Consider the following 23,036-nt stretch of genomic DNA (forward strand, 5'->3'; position numbering starts at 1 on the left):
TCCCTGAGATCCGTTCCGTCACGCAATCTGCCGCAGGGATACTTGTCCGGCGATTTCGAGCCGCACGATAGACGGTTAACGCGCCGCCGCAAGGGCGGCCAGGGTTGCATCCCGGCCGGCAAGGCGCGCCGCGGCCTCCAAATCGGAGGGCTTTGTCGTTCAGCTGGACGAAAGGCTTCCCAGCTGTCGTTGCGCTTCGCGGGTGCTGGCGATGAAACTGCGCCAGCCGCCATAGGCCGAGATGTCCGTCGCCGCCGACAGGCCGGCGCTCTCGGCCAGGAAACCCTTCGCCGACGTGCCGTCGTCGAGTTCGATGGTGCCGATGCCGAGGGGCGGCGGGATGGCTGCGACGAAACGGCCGAAGGCGTCGGCGCAAAGGCGCCACACCTCGATCTCGATGGCCGTGCCGTCATTGCCGACCCGCACAAGACCCGGTTTGGGCGGGGTCTGGCCGGCGAGCTCATAGAGCTTGTAGCAAGGGGCCGTCCGCGCCGACCTGCAGAAGCGTGCGCCGGCCTCCTTCAATTGGCCGTTCAGCGGCATGCCCGAAAGATGCGCGCCGACCACCACCAGTTCGATCGTGCCATCCTCGGCCGGTGCGCCGACAGGCCGCGCGTTCGACTGCCGCCATCCGGTCGCCCCGAGGGTGAGGCCGCTCGCGGCATGGAGATCGCGCGCGAGGGACGCGACAAGGCCATCCCTGCCGGCGGGCGCGAGCAGGGTCACACTCATCGGCAGACCATCGTTGCGCGCACCGGCCGGCACGGCGATGCCGCACATGTCGAGCAGATTGACGAAATTGGTGTAGGTGCCCAGGCGGCTGTTGGTCACGATCGGATCGGCGAGCACGGCATCGACGCTGTAGTGGGTCGGCGCGGTCGGCACGCAGAAGAGATCGACGGAAGCGATAACCGGGGCGAGCCGCGCCTTGCAGGCCTGCAAGGCATAGAGCCCGCGGAAGGCGTCGGCGGCCGACAGGTTCCTGGCGCCGCCGATGATCTTGCGCGTCACCGGATGGAGGGCTGCTTCATTCGCCTCGAAGAAATCGCGGATCGCCGCATAGCGCTCCGCCACCCAGGCGCCTTCGTAGAGAAGATCGGCCGTGGCGTAGAAGTCGCCGAACGGGATCTCGACGAGCCTGGCGCCGAGCGCCTGCAGGGCGACAAGAGCGGCCTCGAAGCCGGCCTGCATCGAGGCGTCGCCGAAGAATTTCAGGTCGGCCTTTGCCGGGATGCCGACATTCAGCACCGGCGGGCGCGGCGCGAGCGGCTGGACGGCGATGTCGCGCGAATAGGGATCGGCCGCGTCGCGCGCGGCTGCCGCCGAGAACACCGCATAGGCATCGTCGACCGTCAGCGCGAAGACCGAGACGCAGTCGAGCGTGCGGCAGGCCGGCACCACGCCTGTCGCGGACAGCGCGCCGACGGTCGGCTTCAGTCCGACGATGTTGTTGAGGCCGGCCGGGATGCGTCCGGAGCCGGCGGTGTCGGTGCCGAGCGCGAAGGAGACGACGCCGCGCGCCGTCGCCACCGCCGAGCCGGAAGAGGAGCCGCCCGGCACCATTTTCGGATCGATCGCATTGCGCGGGATCGGCCAGGGCGTGCGCACGCCGACGAGGCCGGTGGCGAACTGGTCGAGATTGGTCTTGCCGACGACCAGGGCTCCCGCGGCCTTCAAGCGCGCCACGACCGTGGCGTCCTTGTCCGGCGTGTAGGCGTATTCGGCGCAGGCGGCCGTGGTCGGCATGCCGGCGACGTCGATATTGTCCTTGACGGCGAAGGGGATGCCCCACAGCGGTTTCGCATCCGGGTCGAACCGGCCGAGCGCCTCGGCCTCGGCCAGCATCTCGGCTCGCGCCGCAAGGTGGATGAAGATGCCGGGATCGCCAGCCGCCGCGATGCGGGCAAACACCGTATCGACCACCTCGGCAACGCCTGCGCCAGCCCGGTAGGCCGCGTGCAGGCTGCCGATGTCGAAATGGATGTCGCTCATTTCGTCTCTCCCAGGATGATCACCGGCAGGTCCCACTGGATCAGTACGACGCAGCCCTCCTTGGCCCATACCGAGTGCTCCGTGCCGACCGGATTGAGGATCACGCTGCCCGCCGGATAGTCGCCGTTCTCGTCGCTCTGGGTGCCTTCCAGCACGACGATGGTCTCCAGTCCGGCATGGCGGTGGCGCGGCACGCCGGCGCCGGGCTGATAGCGAAGCACCGCGACGGACGGTTCGGCCGGCCCGCCCTTGAGCAGCCAATGCGCCGCGACGCCGTCGCGGAAAGGTTCGAACGCCAGCTCGCGCCAGCCGCCGCCGATGAGGCCGGCAAAGGCAAGATTAGGCATTTGCAATTCCCTCGAGGACCTGATCGGTGGTCGCCGTCCAGCCGACAATTGCGCCCTGCGCCCTGATCATGGCGAGCGCGGCCGCCTTGAATTCGGGAAAATAGCTTTCCGTCGCATCTTCAGCGACCAGGCATTCAAAGCCGCGGTCGTTGGCCTCGCGCACCGTCGTCTGCACGCAGACTTCGGTCGTCACGCCGGCAAAGACCAGTTGCCTTGCGCCGAGCCGCTTCAGGTCGTCGCCGAGGCCGGTCGCGTAGAAGGCGCCCTTGCCGGGCTTTTCGATGACGATCTCGCCAGGCAAGGGCGCAAGGTCCTCGAGGATCGCGGTGCCGGGTTCGCCGGCGATCAGCACGCGTCCCATCGGGCCGACATCGCCGATGCGGATCGAGGGATTGCCGCGGTCGCGCTTGGTGGGCGGCAGGTCCGAAAAGTCGGGCCGGTGGCACTCCATGGTATGGATCACCGGCAGGCCTGCAGCGCGAAAACCTTCGATCAGCCGCCTCACCGTCGGCACGATCGCCGTGACCCGGCTGACATCGTTGCCGAGGCTGGCGCCGAAGCCGCCGGGCTCGGCGAAGTCGCGTTGCATGTCGATAACGATGAGCGCCGTCGTCTCGGGCCGGAAGGCAAAGGCGAAGGGCCGCGCTTCGATTTCGGCCATCAGTGATGTCCCGCCATGTGCTCGCCGATGGTCTGCACGCTCGCCTGCGCGATCGGCGTCTCGTAAACCAGCGCTCCGTCGGACATGACGAGGATGCGGTCGGAGAGCTCGAGGAGCTCGTCGAGGTCTTCGGACATCAGGAGCACCGCGGCCCCGGCATTGCGCGCCTTCATGATGCGGGCGCGGATCTCGGCGACGGCGGAGAAGTCGAGGCCGAAGCAGGGGTTCGACACGATGAGCAGGTCGACCTCGCCGGTGAGCTCGCGGGCGAGCACGGCGCGTTGCACGTTGCCGCCCGACAGCGAAGCGATCGGCGAGGAGAGCGATGCGGTCTTGACCTTGAACTGCTCGACCAGCCGGGCGCTGAAGGCCTTGATGGCGGCGGCGCTGATCCAGCTCACCGGCCTGCCGTTGCCGTCGATGTCGAAGGTGCGGAAGGCGATGTTCTCCGCGACCGTCATTCTCGGCGCGCAGGCATTCTTCAGCGGCTCCTCCGGGATCAGGCGGACATTGAGCGCGCGCGCCTCGGTGCGCGTTGCCGCATAGGCGGTGCCGCGAACCATGATTTCACCCCGGTCACGGGCGCGCTGGCCGGCCAGCACCTCCAGGAATTCCTTCTGGCCGTTGCCGGAGATGCCGGCGATGCCGACGATCTCGCCGGAGCGCACGCCGAGATCGGCGATGTCGATCGATTTGAGGCCCGTGCGATCCGGCGCCTTGAGCGCCTTCACCTTGAGCACGATCTCGGCGTCCGGCTTCGGTTCGGTGCGGCTGTCCAGTGCCGCGATCGGCTGGTCGCCGATCATCATCGCGGCCATGGCTTTGTGAGAGAGGTCCGAGACCTTCCCGGTTCCGGTGAGCCTGCCCTTGCGCAGCACCGTGATGTCGTCGGCGAATGCGGTGACCTCGTGGAACTTGTGCGAGATCATCAGCACAGTGAGGTCGCCGGCCTTCGTCATGCCGCGCACCAGGCCGAGCACTTCCTGCGCCTCGCCAGGGGTGAGCACGGATGTCGGCTCGTCCAGCACCAGGAAATTGCGGCCGAGATAAAGCTGCTTGATGATCTCCAGCTTCTGCTTCTCGCCGGCGGCGAGCTCGGCAACCTTGACGTCGAGCGGCACCTTGAACGGCATGCCGCTCATGAAGGCGGCCAGCGCGCGGCGCTCCTTGCGCCAGTCGATGACGCCCGGCACCTTCCCGCGCGAAATCACCAGGTTCTCGGCGCCGGTGAGCGAAGGCACGAGCGTGAAATGCTGATAGACCATGCCGAGGCCGAGCGCCGAGGCATCCCTGGGGCTGGCGATCGCGACCTCGCGGCCGTCGACCAGCATGTCGCCGGAGGTCGGGTGGTAGAATCCCATCATGCATTTGACCAGCGTCGACTTGCCGGCGCCGTTCTCGCCGAGCAGGGCATGAAACGAGCCTGCCGGCACCTTGATGGAGACGTCATCAAGCGCCGTGAAGGCGCCGAAGCGCATGGTCATGCCGATGGTCTCGACGCCGATCGCCCTGCCGTGGGGAGTTCCGCTCATCGCCGGTTCCTCACGGCAGCTGGGCGACGAGCGCGGCGGAGCTCGACACCGCGCCGAAAACGCCGCCCTGCATCTTGATCATCTTGATCGCCGCCAGATGGTTGCCGTAGTCGGTCGCTCCGCAGCAATCCTCCAGCATCACGCATTCGAAGCCGCGATCGTTGGCCTCGCGCATGGTGGTGTGCACGCAGACGTCGGTGGTGATGCCGGTGAGCACGATGTTTTCGATGCCGCGCTGGTTGAGGATCAGCTCGAGATCGGTGGCGCAGAACGAACCCTTGCCGGGCTTGTCGATGATCGGTTCGCCCTCGGCCGGGTAAAGGTCTGGGATGATGTCCCAGCCCGGCTCGCCGCGCACCAGGATGCGCCCGCAGGGGCCGGGATCGCCAATGCCTGCATTGATGCGGCGCGAGCGCCAGCGCTTGTTGGCCGGCAGGTCGGCGAGATCGGGGCGATGGCCCTCGCGCGTGTGGATGATGGTGTAGCCCTTGGCCCGCATGGCCGAGAGCACCGACTTGATCGGCTCGATCGGCGCCCTGACCAAAGACAGGTCGTAGCCCATATGGTCGACATAGCCGCCCGGCCCGCAGAAATCCGTCTGCATGTCGATGATGATCAACGCGGTGTTGTCCGGCCTCAGATCGCCATTGTAGGGCCAGGGATAGGGATCGGCTTCGATGTAGCGCTGGGTGATCTCGGCTCTGGCGTTCATGGCAAAAACTCCGGTCTCGCGAGCGGTTCGTGGTGCGCGGTCACTTGGTGATCGATAGTTCGCCGGGCGCGCCGGCGAGCGTGCGGCTCGGCGACGAGGTGGCGATCATGATGATGAGGGTGAGGATGTAGGGCGCGGCGTAGAAGAGGTAATAGCCCTGGGTGACGCCGACCGACTGCAGCGCCGGGCCAAGGGCGCCGGCCCCGCCGAACAAAAGCGCTGCGGCAAAGCAGCCGAGCGGGTTCCAGCGCGCGAAGATGACCAGCGCCACCGCCATCAGCCCCTGGCCCGACGAGATGCGCTCGGTCCAGCTGCCCGGATAGTAGAGCGACAGGTAGGCACCGCCGATGCCGGCGAGCGCGCCGCCGACTCCGGTGGCCATAAGCCGCACCGTGTTGGGATTGAGGCCCATGGCGCGCGCGGCATCGGCGCTGTCGCCGACGACGCGCACGATCAGGCCGATGCGGGTGTTGCGGAAGGCCCACCAGAGGAAGACAGCGAGCGCCGCGCCGATCAGGAACAGCACGTTGACGTTGAGCGCCGCCTGCACCTGCGGGACGTCGGACCAGGCGCCGAAGGAGATCGCCGGCAGGTCGGGCGCCGAGGGCTGGATGAAGGGCTTGCCGAAGAAGAAGGCGAGGCCGGTGCCGAACAGCATCAGGGCGATGCCGATGGCGATGTCGTTGACCTTCGGGAATTTGCAGATCCAGCCGTGGAAGAGGCCGAAGCAGAGGCCGGCGACCGCTGCAGCCAAAAGGCCGAGCCAGGGCGAGCCGGTCATCACCGCCACCGCGTAGGCGCTCATGGCGCCGAACACCAGCGTGCCTTCGAGGCCGAGATTGATGCGGCCGGAACGCTCGGTGATGGCTTCGCCGAGCGACACGAAGATGAAGGGGGTCGAGACGCGGATGGCGCCGCCAAGCATGGCGAGCGGAACACCCCAGAGGCCGATGTCGGTCGCCTCCATCAGACATTTCCCTTCAAGAAATCGGGCCTCTGCCAGAGATCGGGGTTGAAGAGCTTGAAGCGGCCGTAGAAGGTTTCGCTGAACAGGATGACGATGAAGAGCATGCCCTGCAGCACCAGAACGGTTGCGTCCGGCAGGTCCATGCGGCGCTGGATCAGGCCGCCGGACGCGTCGATGCCGCCAAGCAGAATGGCGACGGGGATGATGGCGAGCGGATTGTGGCGGGCGAGGAAGGCGACGAGGATGCCGGTGTAGCCGTAGCCCGCGGCAAGCGAGCCGTTGGCGCTGCCCTGCACGGCCGCGACTTCCAGCATGCCGGCAAGGCCGGCGAATCCGCCAGCAAGCGCGGTGAAGCCGACGATCAGCGGACCGACGGCCAACCCCTGCACCTGCGCGGCCCTGACATTGCCGCCGGCGATGCGGGCAGCAAAACCCCAGCGGGTCTTTTCGATCAGCAGCCAGGAGAGAACGCAGGCGAGCGTGCCGACGATGAGGCCCCAATGCACCTCCATGCCCGGTATGTTGCCGATGCGGTAGATGTCGGCCAGCGGCTGGGTCGAGGGCTTGTTGAGCGAGGCGGGATCGCGCAGCGGCCCTTCCACCAGATGGTTCATCAGCGCGATGGCGATGTAGGCCATCAGCAGGCTGGAGATGGTTTCGTTGACGGCGCGGTAATGGCGGAGCGCGCCGACGGCACCAATCCAGATGCCGCCGGCGGCTACGCCCCCCACGCCCATGAGAAGGATGACGAGAAAAGACGGCGCGCCGTTCAGCGCCACGCCGATGGCGGCCGCGGCGACGCCTCCCAGCACGATGGCGCCCTCGCCGCCGATGACCACCAGGCCAAGGCGTGCCGGCAGCGCCACGCAGAGCGCCGCAAGCAAGAGCGGCGCGCCGCGCGACAACGAATTCTGGATCGAGAACCAGGAGCCGAAACCACCCCGCCACATCGTCTCGTAGAGCTGGACCGGCGATTTGCCGACAGCCAGGATGAACAGGCTGAACAGCACCATGCCGACAACCAGCGCCGCGATCGGAATGACGAAGGCTTCCGCCCGCCTGGCGATCCATTCGAGCGCCGCCCGATATCCCCCGGCATCGAGGATGGTGCGCACGTCCGGGCCGCTCACGGTGTCCGCCATGTCCCGTCTCCCTCGGCTTGCGACTGACTCAAGCGGTCGAGCCGACGACGCCCTCGACGAGATAGTCCATGCTTTCGAGCTCGATGGCGGTCTCGACGAAGGCCTGGCCTTCGGTCGCGACGACGGCGCCCTTGTTGCTCTTCAGCGGTCCCTTGATGACCGAAAAGCCACCCTTCATCATTTCGGCCAGCGTGGCGTCGAACTGCTTGCGCGCGGGTTCGCCGACGGCGGGGCCGAGCGGGCTCATCTTGACGAAGCCGTCGGCCAGTCCGCCGCGCGTGAAATTGGGCAGCGGCTTGCCGGCGATGAGGTCGTCGACGAACATCTTGTAGACCTTGGCCCAGTTCCACTCCGCGCCGGTCAGGTATTTTTCCGGGGCCAGCGGGCTCTGGTTGGCGTGGTAGCCGCAGACGAAGGCGCCGCGGCCGGCGGCTGTTTCGACCACCACCTTGGGGCTGTCGACATGGCAGGTGACGACGTCGGCGCCCTGGTCGACCAGCGCGTTGGTGGCCTCGGCCTCCTTGACCGCCAGCGACCATTCGCCGGTGAAGATCACCTGGCAGGTGATCGCCGGATCGACCGAGCGCGCACCGAGCAGGAAGGAATTGATGTTGAGCAAAACCTGCGGGATCGGTTTGGCGGCGACGAAGCCGAGCTTCTTCGACTTGGTGGTGTGGCCGGCGACGACGCCGTTCAGATACTGGCCCATGCCGATATAGCCGAAATAGGAGCCGGCGTTCATCGGGTGCTTGTCCTTGTTCCACATGCCGCCGCAGTGGCGGAACTGCACGTCAGGGAACATGGCGCACATGGCGAGCATATGCGGGTCGAAATAGCCGAAGGAGGTCGGGAAGATCAGCGAGGCGCCGTCGAGATTGATCATCGATTCCATCGTCTTCTGGACGTCGACAGTCTCGGGAACGTTCTCTTCCTCGACGATGGAAATGCCCTCGACGCCCTTCAGCGACGCAGCGCCTTCGGCATGCGCCTGGTTGTAGCCATAGTCGTCCTTCGGGCCGACATAGATGAAGCCGACGGTCGCGGCCGCGGCGCGCGCCGCGCGGATCGGAAACGCCGCCGAGGCCAGACCGAGCGCCGCCCCGGCGGAGGACTTGAGCAGGTCGCGGCGGCTAAGCATGAATTTGTCGGTCATATCGAATGCTCCCCTTTCTTGGACCCTGACGGGGTCTGTTGTCGTGCTGTCGAGAAAGTGCATGCAATCGCTGTGCCAGTTCCTTGGCGCGATTTTCCGTAATAAAATCAATTGGCGACTTTACACGATCTGCATAAACCGGAGGCAAGTGCATGCACTTTTTGCCTGAAAAGCGACCAGTTTGACATTGAGGTCAAAATCTAGGCATACAGGGATGCGGCCTTGAGTCGAAACAGCCCGTGGGCCGTCCACCTTGCGGGCCGGCCGCAATAACTGGACGGGAGGAGACGTGCCGGGAAAGCGCAGCTTGGTCAGGTCGGGAACGACCGTGGATCAGATGGTGAGGGCGATCGCGGACCGCATCGTCACCGGCTATCTGCGTCCCGGCGAAAGGCTCGACGAGGTCTCGCTCGCCGCCCGCTTCGACGTTTCGCGCACGCCGGTCCGGGAGGCGCTCGGCCAGTTGAGCGCCATCGGCCTGGTCGAGAGGCGGCCCAACCGGGGCGCGATCGTTGCCGTGGTCACGCAGGAGCATCTCGCCTCGATGTTCGAGAGCATGGCCGAGCTGGAAGCGATCTGTGCCCGCTTTTCCGCCGAGCGCATGACCGGCGCCGAGCGCCGCGCGCTGGAGATGGAGCATCAGGCATCGGCGCGCCTCGTGCAGCTCGGCGCCGAGGAGGACTACGAGTATTTCAACACCGAGTTCCACAGCAGGCTCTATCGAGGCGCCCATAACACGCATATCCATGATTTGACCGTGGCGACCCGCAGCCGGCTGGCGCCGTTCCGGCGCGCGCAGTTCATGCTGCCGGGCCGGCTGGCCAAATCCTGGCAGGAACACGACCTGATCGTCACCGCCATCATGCGCGGTAACGCGGCTGCGGCGGGCAAGGCGGCCCGGGATCATGTTTCGATCGTCAGCGAGGCGAGCGCGGTGTTTGCGGCCGTCGACCCGGTGGAGCCGGAGCTCAGCCGGTCCGCGCGTCGATAATCTCGACGAAACGCGCGAAGAGGCCGGCCTGCGACTTGATCTTGAGCTTGCGATAGATGTTGCGGCGATGGACCTTCACGGTCCCGGGCACGATCCTGAGCGCCCTGGCGATCGATTCCGTCGAGTGCCCCTGGAGCACGAGGTCGACCACCTGTTTCTCGCGCGAGGTCAGCGACAGGCTCTTCCAGATATGCGCGCGATCCAATTCGTTGGCCGTTGCGACGGCCTCGCCCGGGGGCGGGGCCGCAACCTCTTCGGCGGGCAGAGCCCGCCAGCGCAGCCGGCAGAAGCCGACCACCGCCGGCGCCATGTCGCGCAGCAGCCTGGCATCGGCGGTTCCGAACGGCCCTGAAGCGCGCAGCCGCATCAGCGACAGCACCAGCGCATCCTTGCCGGCCAGCGGGACGAAGAAGCCGACCTCCTCGGCGAGCCGGGTCTGGCTGTAATAGGAGCGGTAGTATTCGCTGGCATAGAAGCGGTCGGGCGCAAGCTCGCGCATCCGCCAGAAACCCTCCTTGCGTTCGACCGCGGCGTGATGAAAGGGGTCGAGCAGGTAGGGGCCTTCCTGATAGAGCGCGACGAAGATGTGGCTCTCCGCCGGCGAAAAGGTCTCGAACAAGAGCGGTGGCCGCGCAGCGCCCCGATAGCCGAAGATCACGCAGTGATCGAAGCGGACATGTGCGCGCAGCCAGCCGACGATTGCCCTGCCGAAATGATCGCCGCCGGTCTCGCGTGTCGCGGCGATCACGGCGGCCAAGGCATTGTAGTCGTCACTGCGGGAGGCCAATTCATACCCCTCTAAACGATAAAATCAGCTAAATATACCACCCGCGAGGTATATACTAGCTGCTATTGGCTCTGCTAGCGTCACGACATTGCCTCACGCTGTCACTGGAGCCCGTGGCTTGACCGCAGTGCCCGATATCGAGTTTCGCGCGGTCACCAAGCGCTACGGCGCCGTCACGGCGGTCAGCGGCATCGACCTTGCCATCCCGCCCTCCGCCTTCGTCGCGCTGCTCGGACCGTCCGGCTGCGGCAAGACGACGTGCCTGCGCATGATCGGCGGCTTCGAGCAGCCGAGCGAAGGCCAGGTGCTGATCCGCGGCCGCGACATGGCCGGCACGCCGCCCTACCGGCGCCCGGTCAACATGGTCTTCCAGCAATATGCGCTCTTTCCGCATCTCGATGTCGAGGAGAACATCTCCTACGGGCTGCGCCAGGCGAGGCCGCGCCTGTCGTCGCGCGAGATCGCCTCACGGGCCGGCGAGGCGCTGGCGATGGTGCAGCTCGCCGGCTACGGACGCCGCAAGATCCACGAGCTTTCGGGCGGCCAGCAGCAGCGCGTGGCGCTCGCCCGCGCGCTGGTCAACAAGCCGGCGGTGCTGCTTCTCGACGAACCGCTGGCGGCGCTGGACAAGAAGCTGCGCACCGACATGCAGATCGAGTTGCAGAACCTGCAACGCGAGATCGGCATCACCTTCGTGCTGGTCACCCACGACCAGGAGGAAGCGCTGTCGATGAGCGACTTCGTCTGCGTCATGAATGGCGGCCGTGTCGTCCAGCTTGGACAGCCGAGCGAAATCTATGACGAGCCGGCGGACCTGTTCGTTGCCGACTTCGTCGGCAAGACCAATCTCTTGAGTGGCGAGGTCGCGGGCTTGTCAGGTGACCTGGTCGAGGTCGCGCTTGCCGACGGCACTGTCATCGCTGCACGCAAGCGGGTACCACTCAGCAGGGGCGAGGCGGTATCCGTCAGCCTGCGACCGGAATCGCTCAGTCTCTCGGCGCCGGGTGGCGGCAGCCTCAAGGGCATCGTGCGCAACCGGATTTTCCTCGGCTCGACGGCGGAATACGCGATCGAGGTCCAGGGCATCGGATCACTGCTCGCCAAGGCCGACCACCTGATCGGCCAGGGCAATCTTTTCAAGCCCGGCGAACCCGTCGCCATCGGCTTTGCCGCCGGAGCGCCGCTGGCGTTCCCGCACCCCAAGAACAACGGGACCAACCAGAGGGAAGACCAACATGCCGAAATCCTATCGTGACGGACTGCCGATAAGCCCCGAAAAATTCGTCGACCAGCTGATGCGCCTCAAGCGTGGCTCGATCAGCCGGCGCGACTTCCTCGGCATCACCGGCCTTGGTGTCGCTACGGCGGTCATGGCGCGCGAGCTCGGCATCATGCCGACGCCGGCGTTCGCCGCCGAGAGCCTCGGCGACCGCATGTCGATCGCCACCTGGCCGAACTACCACGACCCGCAGACCTTCGAGAATTTCAAGGCCGAGACGGGTGTGGCCGTCGAGGTCAACGTCTTCGGATCGAACGAGGAGATGCTTGCCAAGCTGCAGGCCGGCGGCTCGGGCTGGAGCCTGTTCGTGCCGACCAACTACACCATCTCGACCTACAAGAAGCTCGGCATCATCGAGGCGCTCGACATGGCCAAGCTCGACAATTTCGATGGCTCACAGGAAGATGCCCGTTTCACGGCGGAAGGCACGATCGACGGGACGATCTATGCCGTGCCGAAAAACTGGGGCACGACCGGTATTGCGATCAACACCAAGAAGCTCGCCAAGCCGATGACGAGCTGGAAGGAATTCTGGGACACGGCCATGGCGGAAGGTGACGGCCGCACCATGGTGCATGACTATCAGCTGACCACGATCGGCAATGCGCTGAAATATTACGGCTATTCCTTCAACTCGCTGAAGCAGGACGAGCTCGCCAAGGCCGAGGAGCTGCTGCTCAAGGTCAAGCCGCATCTGTTTGCGGTGTCGAGCGACTACCAGCCGGGAATGCGCGCCGGCGATGCGTGGATGACGATGTGCTGGACCAATGACGGCGCGCAGCTCTACCGCGACATCCCGGAGATCGCCTATGTGCTGGGCAAGGAGGGCGGCGAGATCTGGACCGACTTCTACGCCATCCCGAAGGATGCGCCGAACAAGCCGGCCGGCTACGCGCTGCTCAACTACCTGATGAACCCGAAGGTCGCAGTGAAGGAGCATCTTGCCAATGGCGCGCCCTCGACCGACGCGCGTGTCAACGCGCTGCTGCCGAAGGAGGTGCTGGACAATCCGATCCTCTATCCGGCCGCCGATCTTCTGAAGCCGCTCGAGTTCGGCGCCGCCGCGACGCTGACCGATCCGGGCCGCGCCGAATTGATGGCGCGCTTCAAGTCGGCTTGAACGGCGCCGGCCACAAACCCGATCCAGACAATGCGGCCGGCGGACGACTGTCCGCCGGCACTGAAGCGGCTTTCTCGATGCGCGGCAGTCTCGTTCACAAAAATCTCCTGACCGCGCTGCTGCTTGCCCCGGCGACGCTGTGGCTGGTCGTCTTCCTGGTTTTGCCCTTTGTCGCGATCGCCATCTTCAGCGTTGGCGAGCGGGCGCCCGAGGGCGGCTATCAGGCCGCGCTCACCTTCGCGCAATATGCCAACCTGCCGGCGCGCGCGACCGCATTCTGGAACACCATGGTGCTGGCGCCGATCGGGGCGCTCGCCTGCCTGCTCGTCGCCTATCCGGTTGCCTACTACCTTGCTTTGCGCGCCCCGCAGCGCTGGCGGCTGATCCTGCTCGCGCTGATCGTCATCCCGTTCTGGACCAGCCTTTTGATGCGCACCTATGCGTGGATGTATATCCTCGGCGGGCGCGGCATTCCGGCGCTGCTCGCCTATGTCGGCATCGAGGATCTCAGGCTGATCAACACGCCGGGCGCGGTGCTTCTCGGCATCGTCTACGGCTACCTGCCGCTGATGATCCTGCCGATCTATGTCAGCCTCGAGCGGCTCGACCGCCGGCTGCTGGAGGCGTCCGCCGATCTGGGTGCCGCTCCGCTGTCGACCTTCATCGGCGTGACGCTCAGGCTGTCGCTGCCCGGCGTGATGACCGGCTTCTCGCTGGTGATGATCCTGTTGCTCGGCGAATATCTGATCCCGACGCTGCTCGGCGGCGGCAAGGTGTTCTTCATCGGCAACGCGCTGGTCGACCTCTTCCTGCAGTCGCGCAACTGGCCGTTCGGATCGGCCATCGCCATCACGCTGGTGCTGGTCTCGGTGGTGGTGCTGATCGCGGCCAATCGCATCTCGACCCGGCTTTCCGGCGCACGCCGGGTGGACCTGATCTGATGCGCGCCTTCGTCGTTGCCGTCTTTGCCTTCCTTTATCTGCCGATCGCGCTGGTCGTGCTGTTCTCCTTCAATGCCGGCCACCATGCCAGCGAGTTCACCGGCTTTTCCGTGCAGTGGTACGGCAAGGCGCTGTCGAACCCGTTCCTGGTCGAGGCGCTCAAGAACAGCCTGTTCATCGCCACCACCAGCGCGCTGCTCGCGGCCTTCTGCGGCACGGCCGCGGCGCTCGGGCTGCAGCGCGTCGGCGTACGCACGCGGGCGCTCTTCGACGCGCTGCTGGGCGCCGCGATCGTGGTGCCTGGCGTGGTCATCGGCATCTCGACGCTGGTGGCGCTGGTGCAGCTTTTCGCCGTCGTCAATCCGTTCCTCGCCTCGCTGTGGCCGACCGACCAGCCGCCGCGGCTTGCGCTCGGCTATGGCTCGATCATCGCCGCGCACGGCCTGTTCTCGATGGCATTGGTGACGATGATCGTCGGCACGCGGCTCAGCAGCCTCGACCGCAACCTGGTCGAGGCTTCGAGCGATCTCTACGCCACGCCGCTGACGACGTTCCGCTCGATCGTGCTGCCGCAGATCATGCCGGCGGTGATCGCCGGCTTCCTGCTCGCCTTCACCTTCTCCTTCGACGATTTCATCATCGCCTTCTTCGTCGCCGGGGCGCAGACGACGTTGCCGATCTATGTCTTTGCCTCGATCCGGCGCGGCGTGACGCCGGAGATCAACGCCATCGCGACGATCGTGCTCGCCGCCTCGGTCCTGCTCGTCCTGCTCGCGCAATGGCAGCTCGGCCGACGAAAACCATCGCCTTGAAAGACAGATCCATGATTTTGAAAGATCGCATCGCCGTGGTGACGGGCGCCGGATCGGGCATCGGGCGCGCCGGCGCCATGATCATGGCGCGGGAAGGGGCTTTCGTGGTGATCGCCGACCGCGACCCGGCGGCAGGCGAGGCCACCGCGTCCGGCATCCGCGACGCCGGCGGCCGCGCCGAAGCGGTCGCCACCGATGTCGGCGACGACACGGCTGTCAAGGGCTTGATCGTGGGAACGCTCGGCAGGCATGGCCGAATCGACATCCTGCATAGCCATGCCGGCATCCAGATCGGCGGCACGCTGACCGAAGTCGGCGCGGACGGCATGGACGCCTCGTGGCGGATCAATGTGCGGGCCCAATTCCTCGCGGCGAAGACCGTCATGCCTACGATGATCGCGCAGGGCGGCGGCGTCATCCTCAACACCGCATCCAATTCCGGCGTCTTCTACGACCGCGAGATGATCGCCTATGCCACGTCCAAGCACGCCGTGGTGGCGATGACCAGGCAGATGTCGCTCGACTACGCAAAGCACAATGTGCGCATCAACGCGCTCTGTCCGGGCTGGGTGGACACGCCGTTCAACGAGCCGTTCATCGCCCAGATGGGCGGACGCGACGCAATCGAGAACTATGTCCGCACCAAGATCCCGATGGGGCGCTGGGCGAGCGCGCAGGAGATCGCCGAGGCGATTCTGTTCCTCGTCTCCGACCGCTCATCCTTCATAACCGGCCAGGCGCTGGTGATTGACGGCGGCGAGAGCATAGGCTGAGCTGTCCCAACGGAGCGGGCTTGCGCCGGCAGCCAGGATCGGTCAAACCATAGGCTCCACCTTGATGAGACCCGTCATGCAGGCTGCAAAACAGCGATACCGCGCGAGGCATTCGTTTGTTGCCGGCGGTACTTCGTTCGCGCGGGCCGGGCGCCACTGATCATGCGCTGCTGCCGCCACGAGAACCTGCAGCGCGCGGAGGAGACGAAGGTCGGCTCGCATGTCGTTCGCGACGGCTGGACCGAGGGGGTATGCGGCGCGCTCGATCCGGCCTCTGGGCCGGCCACCAGGCGGGCGTCCGTCATTCAGACAATTTAGCTTATTCAACGCTCAAACCGAAACGGACTTGCCCGCCGAAGCGATCTCTCCTTCGTACGGACATGACCGATGCCTGACAAACAAGACACTTCCCTTTCCGGCAACGCAGACACGCAAAGCTGGTTCAAAACGCATGGAATAAATGAGGTCGAGTGCCTCGTGCCCGACGTCAACGGTGTGCTGCGCGGCAAGGCCCTGCCGGCGGCGAAATTCCTCAAGTCGCTCGAAGACCGGGCGCTTTACCTGCCGAGCAGCGCCTTCCTGGTCGCCATCGACGGCCGCTATTCCGGCTCCATCGATGAGGGGTTCGCCTACCAGGACCCTGACATGCGCATGGTGCCCGACCTTTTGACGCTCAGCCTCGCGCCCGCCGCCGGCAGGGCCTATGTCTTCGCCGACGCCTTCCATATGGACGACCGGCCGTGGATGGCCTCGCCGCGCCATGTGCTGAGGACCGTGCTCGACCTCTATCGCCGGCGCGGCTGGCGCGCGGTGATGGCGCCGGAGATCGAATTCTATCTGACAGCGCCCAATCCCGACCCGGACCGGCCCGTGACCGCGCCTGTCGGGCGCAACGGCCGGCCGGAAAGCGTGCAGCATCCCTACGACATGCAGGCGCTGGAGGAGTTCGAAGAGGTGACGCGACGCCTCTACGACCACGCCGCGGCCGCCGGCCTGCCGCTCGACACGCTGATCCATGAATCCGGCACCGCGCAGCTCGAGATCAACTTCCTGCATGGCGATCCGCTGGCGGTGGCCGACAAGGTGCTTTTGTTCAAGCGCCTGGCGCGGCAAGGGGCACAGGCGAGCGGCATGCACGCCACCTTCATGGCCAAGCCGATCACCGCCCAGGCCGGCAGCTCGATGCACCTGCACATGTCGATCGTCGACGAGAGCGGCGACCCCCTGTTTGCCGGGAGCGACGGCGACGATACGCAGATGTTCAGCCAGTTCATCGGCGGCCTGCAGAAATATATTCCCGAGGTGATGCCGCTGTTCGCGCCCAACGTGAATTCATATCGCCGCATCCGGCCGGGCCACAGTGCGCCGGCCAATGTCGAGTGGTCGCACGACAACCGCTCCTGCGGCCTGCGCGTGCCGATCGGCGGGCGCGCGGCCCGGCGGGTGGAGAACCGGCTGCCCGGCGCAGACGCCAATCCGTATCTCGCCATGGCCGGCTCGCTGATCGCCGGCTATCTCGGCATCGAGGAGAAGCTTGCCCGCTCCGCCGAAGCCTTCGGCAACGCCTATCGCAGCAAGAGCACTCTGCCGAAAACCATGGAGGAAGCGCTCGACCGCTTCGCCGCCTGCGAACCGGTGCGGGCGCTGCTCGGCGAGGATTTCTTTCAGACCTATCTGCGGGTGAAGAGCGTCGAGCTCGACCTGTTCCAGACCGTGGTGACGTCGTGGGAACGCGACCATCTGCTGCTCAAGGTGTGACCATGACTTCCACGGGTTTCAATTCCGGTCTCGATATCGGCAAGTCCTACTATGTCGCCACCGCCAATCCGGCGCCGGACCATCCGGGGCTCATCGGCGATGTCGAGGCCGACCTTGTCGTCGTCGGCGGAGGCTGCACCGGCCTGTCGGCGGCGCTTCATGCCGCCGAGCGCGGCCTGAAGGTGGTGCTGCTCGAAGGCGGCAGGATCGGCTGGGGCGCATCCGGGCGCAATGGCGGCCAGATGATCCCCGGCCTGCGCAAGGGCGCCAGGGGACTGGTCAAGGCGTTCGGTCCGGAACGGGCGAAGGCGCTGTTCGACCTCGCCTTCGAGGCGCGCGGACTGGTGCTCGACATCATCGAGCGCCACGGCATCGAGTGCGATCTGCGGCTGACCGGCCATCTGGTCGGCGCAGTCAACGGCTCGGACATCCGCGACTTCGAGGAAGAGGCAGAATGCCTCGCCAATGTGATGAATTTTACGGATATCGAGATCCTCTCGGCGGCGCAGGCGCGGCAGAAGGTGGACACGCCTTACCAAGGAGCGGTCTTCGAGAGGCTCGGCGGCCATATGCATCCGCTGAACTACACGCTGGGGCTCGCGCGCGCCGCGTCCGCCGCCGGCGTCACCATTCACGAGAACTCGGTTGCGGTGCGTCTCGAACGCCAGCCGTCCATCCGCGTCTTCACCGACAAGGGCTCGGTCCGCGCCCGGCATTTGGTGCTGGCCGGCGATGCGCTGCTGACAGGGCTCGAGCCGCGCGTCAACAGCCGCATCATGCCGATCGGCAACTACATCGTCGCCACCGAGCCTTTGGGCGAGCGCAACGTCATCCCGTCCAATGTCGCGGTTTCGGACACGCTTTTCGTGGTCAACTACTACCGCATGTCGGCGGACGGCCGCCTGCTGTTCGGCGGCGGCGAACGCTACACGCCGTCGCCACCGGCCGACATCGCCGGCTTCGTGCGGCCGCATATGGAAAAGACCTTTCCGCAGCTCAGGGGCTGCCGCATCGATCACGCCTGGGGCGGGCTGGTGTCGGTGACGACGTCGCGCCTGCCGCATGTCGGGCACTACGGCGAGGTCTATTTCGCGCATGGCTATTCCGGCAAGGGCGTCATCCTGTCGACGCTGTCGGGCAAACTGCTGGCGGAAGCGATCACGGGCGATGCATCGCGGCTCGACCTGTTCTCGACGCTGACGCCGCTGCCGTTCCCCGGCGGCACGGCGCTGCGCGGGCCGCTCTATGTGCTCGGCATGCTGTGGTACGCGATGCGCGATCGCCTCAGGCATTAGGGTCTGTCGATATTCAGGCGAGGCCGGCCTGACCTGATTCTCAGCAGACCCTGGGCTGGCTTTCCCGGCCTCGGCGTGGCTAATGTCCTCACGCCGGGGACGCGATCCTGGTAGGGAAGAGCGATGAACATCGAGCCCGGACGGCTGACGAAGAAGGAGCGACATGAGCTGATCCTGTCGGAGGTCCGGCGCTCGGCATCGATCCGCATTTCGAAGCTCGCCAGCCGCATCGGCGTCGCCGGCGAGACCATCCGCCGCGATCTGATCGAGCTTGGTGAGGCAGGGCTGATCAACCGCACCTATGGCGGCGCGACGATTGCGCTGATGACGTCGGAACCCGTGATCGCCGAACGCGGCCTGATGCTGACCGAGGAGCGCGCCCGCATCGGACGCGGCGCGGCCGGCCTGATCGAGAACGGCCGCATCGTGATGATCGACGGCGGCTCGACCACCTACGAGGTTGCGCGCAACATCGCCCAATTGAGGCGGGACCTGACTGTCATCACCAACTCGGTCGGGATCGCCTCGGTCGCCGGCGCCAATCGGAGCTTCCGCGTCATCCTTTGCCCCGGCACCTATGACAGCCGCGAGGCCAGCGTGCTCGGCGAGGACACGGTCGAATTCGTGCGCCGCTACAATGCCGACGTCGCCATCATCGGCGCCTCGGCCGTCAATGCCGAGGGGCCGAGCGACATGGTCTCGGGCGCGGCGGCGGTGAAGCGCGCGATGATGGCGCGGTCGCTGTCGACGATGCTGGTCGTCACCAACGACAAGTTCGGCCGCAACAGCCTCGAACGCATCTGTGAATTGAGCGAGATTTCCGACGTCGTCACCGACAGCGAACCGGCGGTCGAAATGCGCGCCGCGATCGACGAGGCGGCCGCGGAATTGCACGTCTTCGCCGGCGACTGACGGAACTGCCGCCGGCAGGTGGTGTCAGGCCGGAAACAGGAATGCCGAAGCGGGATCGAAGAAGATTTGCCGGCTCGACGCGGCGTTGGCACCGTCTGACCCCGCACTGTCCGATGTCGGCCTGACATCGATCTCGTCCCCTGACGCAGTGCGCGCCACGACGCGCCGCCGGTCGCCAAAGAAGGCGGCATCGACGATCTCGACGGCAAGAGATGCGTTGCCCGGCACGGGCGTCAGGCGCAATGCTTCCGGCCGCACCATCAGCCTGGCCTTCTGGCCGCGATCGAGCTTGTGTGTCGCCTTAACGCCCTTGACGATCGAGCCGTCGGCCAGCCGCACGCTGGCCGTGCCATTCTCGGTTTCGAGATGCTCGGCCGGCAGGAAATTGGAGTTGCCGATGAAGCCGGCGACAAACTCGCTCGCGGGCCGCAAATACAGATCCTCGCCGGTGCCGATCTGCTCGATACGGCCGTCCTTGAACAGAGCGATGCGGTCGGAAAGATGCAGCGCCTCTTCCTGGTCGTGCGTGACATAGAGGATAGTGACGCCTGTCTCGCGGTGGATTCGTCGGATCTCGGCCTGGATTTCCTGGCGCAATTTCTTGTCGAGCGCCGACAGCGGCTCGTCCATCAACAGGATCGGCGGATCGTAGGCGAGCGCGCGGGCAAGCGCCACCCGCTGCTGCTGGCCGCCGGACAGCGCGCCCGGATGGCGGTCGGCGAATTTTTCCAGGCGCACCAGCGCCAGCATGTCGGCGACCTTGCGCTTCACTTCGGTATCCGGCCGGCGACGCACCCGCAGCGGAAAGGCTACGTTCTCGGCGACGCTGAGATGCGGGAACAGCGTGTAGCGCTGGAAGACCATGCCGATGTTGCGCTTGTGCGACGGCACCGAAAGCAGCGACTTGTCTTCCAGGAGCACATCGCCCGATGTCGGGTCCTGGAAGCCGGCGATCGCGTAGAGCGTCGTCGACTTGCCGGAGCCGGACGGTCCGAGAAAGGTCAGGAATTCGCCCTTGGGCATGTCGATGGTGACGTCATGGACGGCGACGAAGGCGCCAAACGCCTTCCTTACCGCGCGGATGGACAGGAATGGCCGGGTCATCTCGATAGTTTTCTGCGAAGGAGTGCGGTCACGATCATCAGGACGAGCGTCAGGCCGACGAGCAGGCTGGAGGCGGCGGCGACGACAGGGCTCAAATCAGCGCGCAGGCTGCCCCAGATCTTAACCGGCAAGGTCTGCAGGGTCGGGCTCGCCATGAAGATCGCCACCACCACCTCGTCCCAGGAGGCGAGGAAGGAAAAGATCGCCGCCGAGAAGATGCCGATGCGGATCGAGGGCAGGGTGATCCTGAGCCTTGCCTGCAGCGGGCTTGCCCCGCAGACGATCGCTGCGTCCTCGATGGATTTGTCGAAGCCTTCGAGCGCGGTGGCGATCGGAATGATGGCGAAGGGCAACGCCAGGATGGTGTGGGCGATGACGAAGCCGATCGTGGTGCCGGCGAGCCCGATGCGCAGGAAGAGGGCGTAGATGGCGATTGCGAAAACCACCACCGGCAGCACCATCGGGGTGAGCAGGAGGCCGCGCAGCAAATGCCGTCCGCGAAATTCACCCCTGACCAGGCTGAAGGAGGCGAGCAAGCCGATCAGCACCGACAGGATGGCGGCCATCGCCGCGATGCGGGCGCTCGTCAATGCCGCATCGATCCAGGCCGGATCGGCAAGCAATTCCCGATACCATTTCAACGTCCAGCCAGGTGGCGGAAAGGCGAGCCAACGCGACGAGCCGAACGACAGCAGGATGATGAAAATCACCGGCAGCAGGAGGAAGGCGGCGACCGATGCAGTGAAGCCGGCCAGTGCCGCGCGAAGCCAACCGAGCCGGTCGTAATCGAGAAGCATCTCAGAGCCCTCCGGCCGGACGCCTGGCGCCGACAATGCGAAGCTGGATCGCATAGAGCGCCATGGTGACGACAAGCAGCACGAAGGCGGCCGCGCTTCCGAGTCCCCAGTTGAGCAGTGACTGCACCGTCTGTGCGATCATTTCGGCGAGCATCATGTTGGAGGTGCCGCCAAGCAGGGCAGGCGTGACGAAATAGCCGAGCGACATGACGAAGACCATCAGCCCGCCGGCGGCGATGCCGGGCAGCGACAGCGGCAGCAGGATGCGGCGGAACGCCTGCAAAGGGCTCGCGCCGCAAAGGGAGGCGGCACGCAGCGTCATCGGGTCGATGGCGCGCAGCGTGCCGACCAGCGGCAGGATCATGAAAGGCAGCATGATGTAGACCATGCCGATGGTGACGCCGGTCAGATTGTTGATGAGCGGCAGCGGCTCGTGGATGATGCCGAGGCCCACCAAGGCCCGGTTGATCACTCCGGTGCGCTGCAGCAGCACCATCCAGGCATAGGTGCGAGTAAGCAGGTTGGTCCACATCGACAGGATGATGATGCCGAAGACGATCGAGCCGAGCGCCGGCGGCATGATCGCCAGCATCCATGCGACCGGAAACGCGACGACGATGGTCACGACGGTGACGACGGCGGCGACCAGGAAGGTGTTGAGGAACACCCGCACATAGGTGCCGCTGCCGAAAAGGGCGGCGTAGTTCTGCAGGCCCGGCTCGGGATCGGTGACGCTGCGCAGCAGCAACGCGACGACCGGCACGATGAAGAACAGGCCGACCAGGGTGAGCGCTGGCAGGGCGCCGGCGCTGCCGGCCGGCAAGCCGGCAAGAGACCGGCGTCTGAAAGCAGTTCCCGTCATGGAACGTCCCGTCCTTCAAACGGGGCGCGGTTGGCGCGCCCCGCTCCTGTCGTGGCGGCTATTTGGTCTGCCAGGCGTACCAGCGCGTGGCGATCTCGTCGCGATGCTCGGCCCAGTAGTGCATGTCGAGGTTGATCTGGCCGTCGACATGCGCGTCCGGCAGGCCCTTGACCACGTCCGCGGGCATCTCGGCCTTGGCCTTGGTGTTGATCGGCGCGTAGCCGCTTGCCTCGGCGAATTTCGCCTGGCCCGTCGGGCTGGTCGCGGCAGCGAGGAACTTCATCGCGCCGTCCTTGTTCTTGGCGCCCTTCGGCACGACGAGAACGTCGGCGGCGGTGAGGTTCTGGTTCCACGAGACGCCGACATCGGCGCCGTCCTTCTCCAGCGCGAAGACGCGGCCGTTCCAGAGCTGGCCGAAGGCGGCTTCGCCAGAGGCGATCAGCTGCTGCGATTCCGCGCCGCCGCCCCACCAGACGATGTCCGACTTGATCGTGTCGAGCTTCTTGAAGGCGCGCTCGAGGTCGAGCGGATAGAGCTTGTCGGCCGGCACGCCGTCAGCCAACAGGGCGATCTCGATCACGCCCGGCGCCGACCATTTGTAGAAGGTTCGTTTGCCGGGAAACTTCTTGGTGTCGAACATGTCGGCCCAGCTTGTCGGTTCGCCCGAAACGGCGCCTTTGTTCCAGGCAAGCACGAAGGAATAGTAAAAGCTGCCGACCGCATGTTCGTTGCTGAAGCGCGGGTCGAGGGCGTCCTTGGGCACGACGGCGAAGTCGATCGGCTCGAGCAGCCCGTCCTTGGCCGCCTTGATGGCGAAGTCCATCTCCACGTCGACGACATCCCAGGTGACGTTCTTGGCGTCGACCATGGCCTTCAGCTTGCCGTAATCGGTCGGGCCGTCCTGCAGCACCTTGATGCCGGAGCTCGCCGTGAATGGCTCCGCCCAGGACTTGGTCTGCGCTTCCTGCGTGGTGCCGCCCCAACTGGTGAACACCATTTCATCGGCCTTGGCGGCGGTCGCCGCCAGCAGCCCGGCGAGGACGCCGGCTAAGATCAGTTTCATGTCATTCTCCTCTGATTTCTCTGTTCCGTTTCTTGT

Annotated in this window: 22 protein-coding genes; 9 read left to right on the plus strand and 13 right to left on the minus strand. The window is 65.8% G+C overall.

The window, feature by feature from the left end; translation table 11 throughout:
• Positions 1-159: 159 nt before the first annotated feature.
• Genes atzF through EJ067_RS22965 form a run of 8 tightly spaced genes read right to left on the minus strand, consistent with a single transcriptional unit; the run spans position 160 to position 8,506 of the window.
• Positions 160-1,992 carry an allophanate hydrolase gene (gene atzF / locus EJ067_RS22930; protein ID WP_126087491.1) on the minus strand — a complete coding sequence of 611 codons (1,833 nt, stop codon included), beginning with the start codon at positions 1,990-1,992 and terminating at the stop codon, positions 160-162.
• The gene (locus EJ067_RS22935) at positions 1,989-2,339 is read right to left on the minus strand and encodes a cupin domain-containing protein (RefSeq protein WP_126087492.1); all 351 of its coding nucleotides are present in this window, start codon (positions 2,337-2,339) and stop codon (positions 1,989-1,991) included. The genes atzF and EJ067_RS22935 overlap by 4 nt, the downstream gene beginning before the upstream one ends.
• Positions 2,332-3,000, minus strand: coding sequence for an isochorismatase family cysteine hydrolase (locus EJ067_RS22940; protein WP_126087493.1), 669 nt, complete (start codon positions 2,998-3,000; stop codon positions 2,332-2,334). The genes EJ067_RS22935 and EJ067_RS22940 overlap by 8 nt, the downstream gene beginning before the upstream one ends.
• A complete protein-coding gene (locus EJ067_RS22945; protein ID WP_126087494.1) occupies positions 3,000-4,532 on the minus strand; it encodes an ABC transporter ATP-binding protein in 1,533 nt (510 codons plus the stop codon). The genes EJ067_RS22940 and EJ067_RS22945 overlap by 1 nt, the downstream gene beginning before the upstream one ends.
• 10 nt (positions 4,533-4,542) lie before the next feature.
• Entirely contained in the window at positions 4,543-5,244 is a 702-nt protein-coding gene (locus EJ067_RS22950; protein WP_126087495.1) for an isochorismatase family cysteine hydrolase, read from the minus strand.
• Between the two features lie 40 nt (positions 5,245-5,284).
• A complete protein-coding gene (locus tag EJ067_RS22955) occupies positions 5,285-6,211 on the minus strand; it encodes an ABC transporter permease (protein WP_126087496.1) in 927 nt (308 codons plus the stop codon).
• Entirely contained in the window at positions 6,211-7,353 is a 1,143-nt protein-coding gene (locus EJ067_RS22960) for an ABC transporter permease (protein ID WP_126087497.1), read from the minus strand. Before EJ067_RS22960 ends, EJ067_RS22955 begins: the two co-directional genes overlap by 1 nt.
• Before the next feature lie 28 nt (positions 7,354-7,381).
• Positions 7,382-8,506, minus strand: coding sequence for a BMP family ABC transporter substrate-binding protein (locus EJ067_RS22965; protein WP_126087498.1), 1,125 nt, complete (start codon positions 8,504-8,506; stop codon positions 7,382-7,384).
• A gap of 337 nt (positions 8,507-8,843) precedes the next feature.
• Between EJ067_RS22965 and EJ067_RS22970 the strand changes: the two genes are divergently transcribed.
• Entirely contained in the window at positions 8,844-9,497 is a 654-nt protein-coding gene (locus tag EJ067_RS22970; RefSeq protein ID WP_168247487.1) for a GntR family transcriptional regulator, read from the plus strand.
• Here the strand turns inward: EJ067_RS22970 and EJ067_RS22975 are convergent.
• Positions 9,475-10,284: a LuxR C-terminal-related transcriptional regulator gene (locus EJ067_RS22975; protein WP_126087500.1), complete on the minus strand. Its 810-nt coding sequence runs from the start codon at positions 10,282-10,284 to the stop codon at positions 9,475-9,477. The two genes, EJ067_RS22970 and EJ067_RS22975, sit on opposite strands and share 23 nt — an antisense overlap.
• 118 nt (positions 10,285-10,402) lie before the next feature.
• On the opposite strand from EJ067_RS22975, the gene EJ067_RS22980 reads away from it, so the two are divergent.
• From EJ067_RS22980 to EJ067_RS23015, 8 genes are all read left to right on the plus strand, one after another.
• Complete coding sequence (locus EJ067_RS22980) at positions 10,403-11,539, plus strand: ABC transporter ATP-binding protein (RefSeq protein WP_126087501.1); 1,137 nt, start codon at positions 10,403-10,405, stop codon at positions 11,537-11,539.
• Complete coding sequence (locus EJ067_RS22985) at positions 11,520-12,683, plus strand: spermidine/putrescine ABC transporter substrate-binding protein (protein WP_126087502.1); 1,164 nt, start codon at positions 11,520-11,522, stop codon at positions 12,681-12,683. The genes EJ067_RS22980 and EJ067_RS22985 overlap by 20 nt, the downstream gene beginning before the upstream one ends.
• Before the next feature lie 77 nt (positions 12,684-12,760).
• Positions 12,761-13,624 (plus strand): ABC transporter permease, encoded by an 864-nt coding sequence (locus tag EJ067_RS22990; RefSeq protein WP_126087503.1) that lies wholly within the window; start codon positions 12,761-12,763, stop codon positions 13,622-13,624.
• Positions 13,624-14,436 carry an ABC transporter permease gene (locus tag EJ067_RS22995; protein ID WP_126087504.1) on the plus strand — a complete coding sequence of 271 codons (813 nt, stop codon included), beginning with the start codon at positions 13,624-13,626 and terminating at the stop codon, positions 14,434-14,436. Before EJ067_RS22990 ends, EJ067_RS22995 begins: the two co-directional genes overlap by 1 nt.
• 11 nt (positions 14,437-14,447) lie before the next feature.
• On the plus strand, positions 14,448-15,209 hold the full coding sequence (locus EJ067_RS23000) for a glucose 1-dehydrogenase (protein WP_126087505.1): 762 nt from the start codon (positions 14,448-14,450) through the stop codon (positions 15,207-15,209).
• A gap of 387 nt (positions 15,210-15,596) precedes the next feature.
• Complete coding sequence (locus tag EJ067_RS23005; RefSeq protein ID WP_126087506.1) at positions 15,597-16,967, plus strand: glutamine synthetase family protein; 1,371 nt, start codon at positions 15,597-15,599, stop codon at positions 16,965-16,967.
• A gap of 2 nt (positions 16,968-16,969) precedes the next feature.
• Entirely contained in the window at positions 16,970-18,262 is a 1,293-nt protein-coding gene (locus EJ067_RS23010) for an FAD-binding oxidoreductase (protein ID WP_189510079.1), read from the plus strand.
• Between the two features lie 123 nt (positions 18,263-18,385).
• Positions 18,386-19,174 carry a DeoR/GlpR family DNA-binding transcription regulator gene (locus EJ067_RS23015; protein ID WP_245468024.1) on the plus strand — a complete coding sequence of 263 codons (789 nt, stop codon included), beginning with the start codon at positions 18,386-18,388 and terminating at the stop codon, positions 19,172-19,174.
• Positions 19,175-19,198: 24 nt separating this feature from the next.
• Here EJ067_RS23015 and EJ067_RS23020 read toward each other — a convergent pair whose 3' ends face one another.
• The 4 genes from EJ067_RS23020 to EJ067_RS23035 are packed head-to-tail and all read right to left on the minus strand — an operon-like array spanning position 19,199 to position 23,000.
• Positions 19,199-20,278 (minus strand): ABC transporter ATP-binding protein, encoded by a 1,080-nt coding sequence (locus EJ067_RS23020; RefSeq protein ID WP_126087508.1) that lies wholly within the window; start codon positions 20,276-20,278, stop codon positions 19,199-19,201.
• Positions 20,275-21,075, minus strand: a complete 801-nt coding sequence (locus EJ067_RS23025) for an ABC transporter permease (RefSeq protein WP_126087509.1) — start codon at positions 21,073-21,075, stop codon at positions 20,275-20,277. Before EJ067_RS23025 ends, EJ067_RS23020 begins: the two co-directional genes overlap by 4 nt.
• Position 21,076: 1 nt before the next feature.
• The gene (locus tag EJ067_RS23030; protein WP_126087510.1) at positions 21,077-21,937 is read right to left on the minus strand and encodes an ABC transporter permease; all 861 of its coding nucleotides are present in this window, start codon (positions 21,935-21,937) and stop codon (positions 21,077-21,079) included.
• A gap of 58 nt (positions 21,938-21,995) precedes the next feature.
• Entirely contained in the window at positions 21,996-23,000 is a 1,005-nt protein-coding gene (locus EJ067_RS23035; RefSeq protein ID WP_126087511.1) for an ABC transporter substrate-binding protein, read from the minus strand.
• Positions 23,001-23,036: the final 36 nt, after the last annotated feature.

The sequence above is a fragment of the Mesorhizobium sp. M1D.F.Ca.ET.043.01.1.1 genome, from assembly GCF_003952385.1.
Classification (GTDB): Bacteria; Pseudomonadota; Alphaproteobacteria; order Rhizobiales; family Rhizobiaceae; genus Mesorhizobium.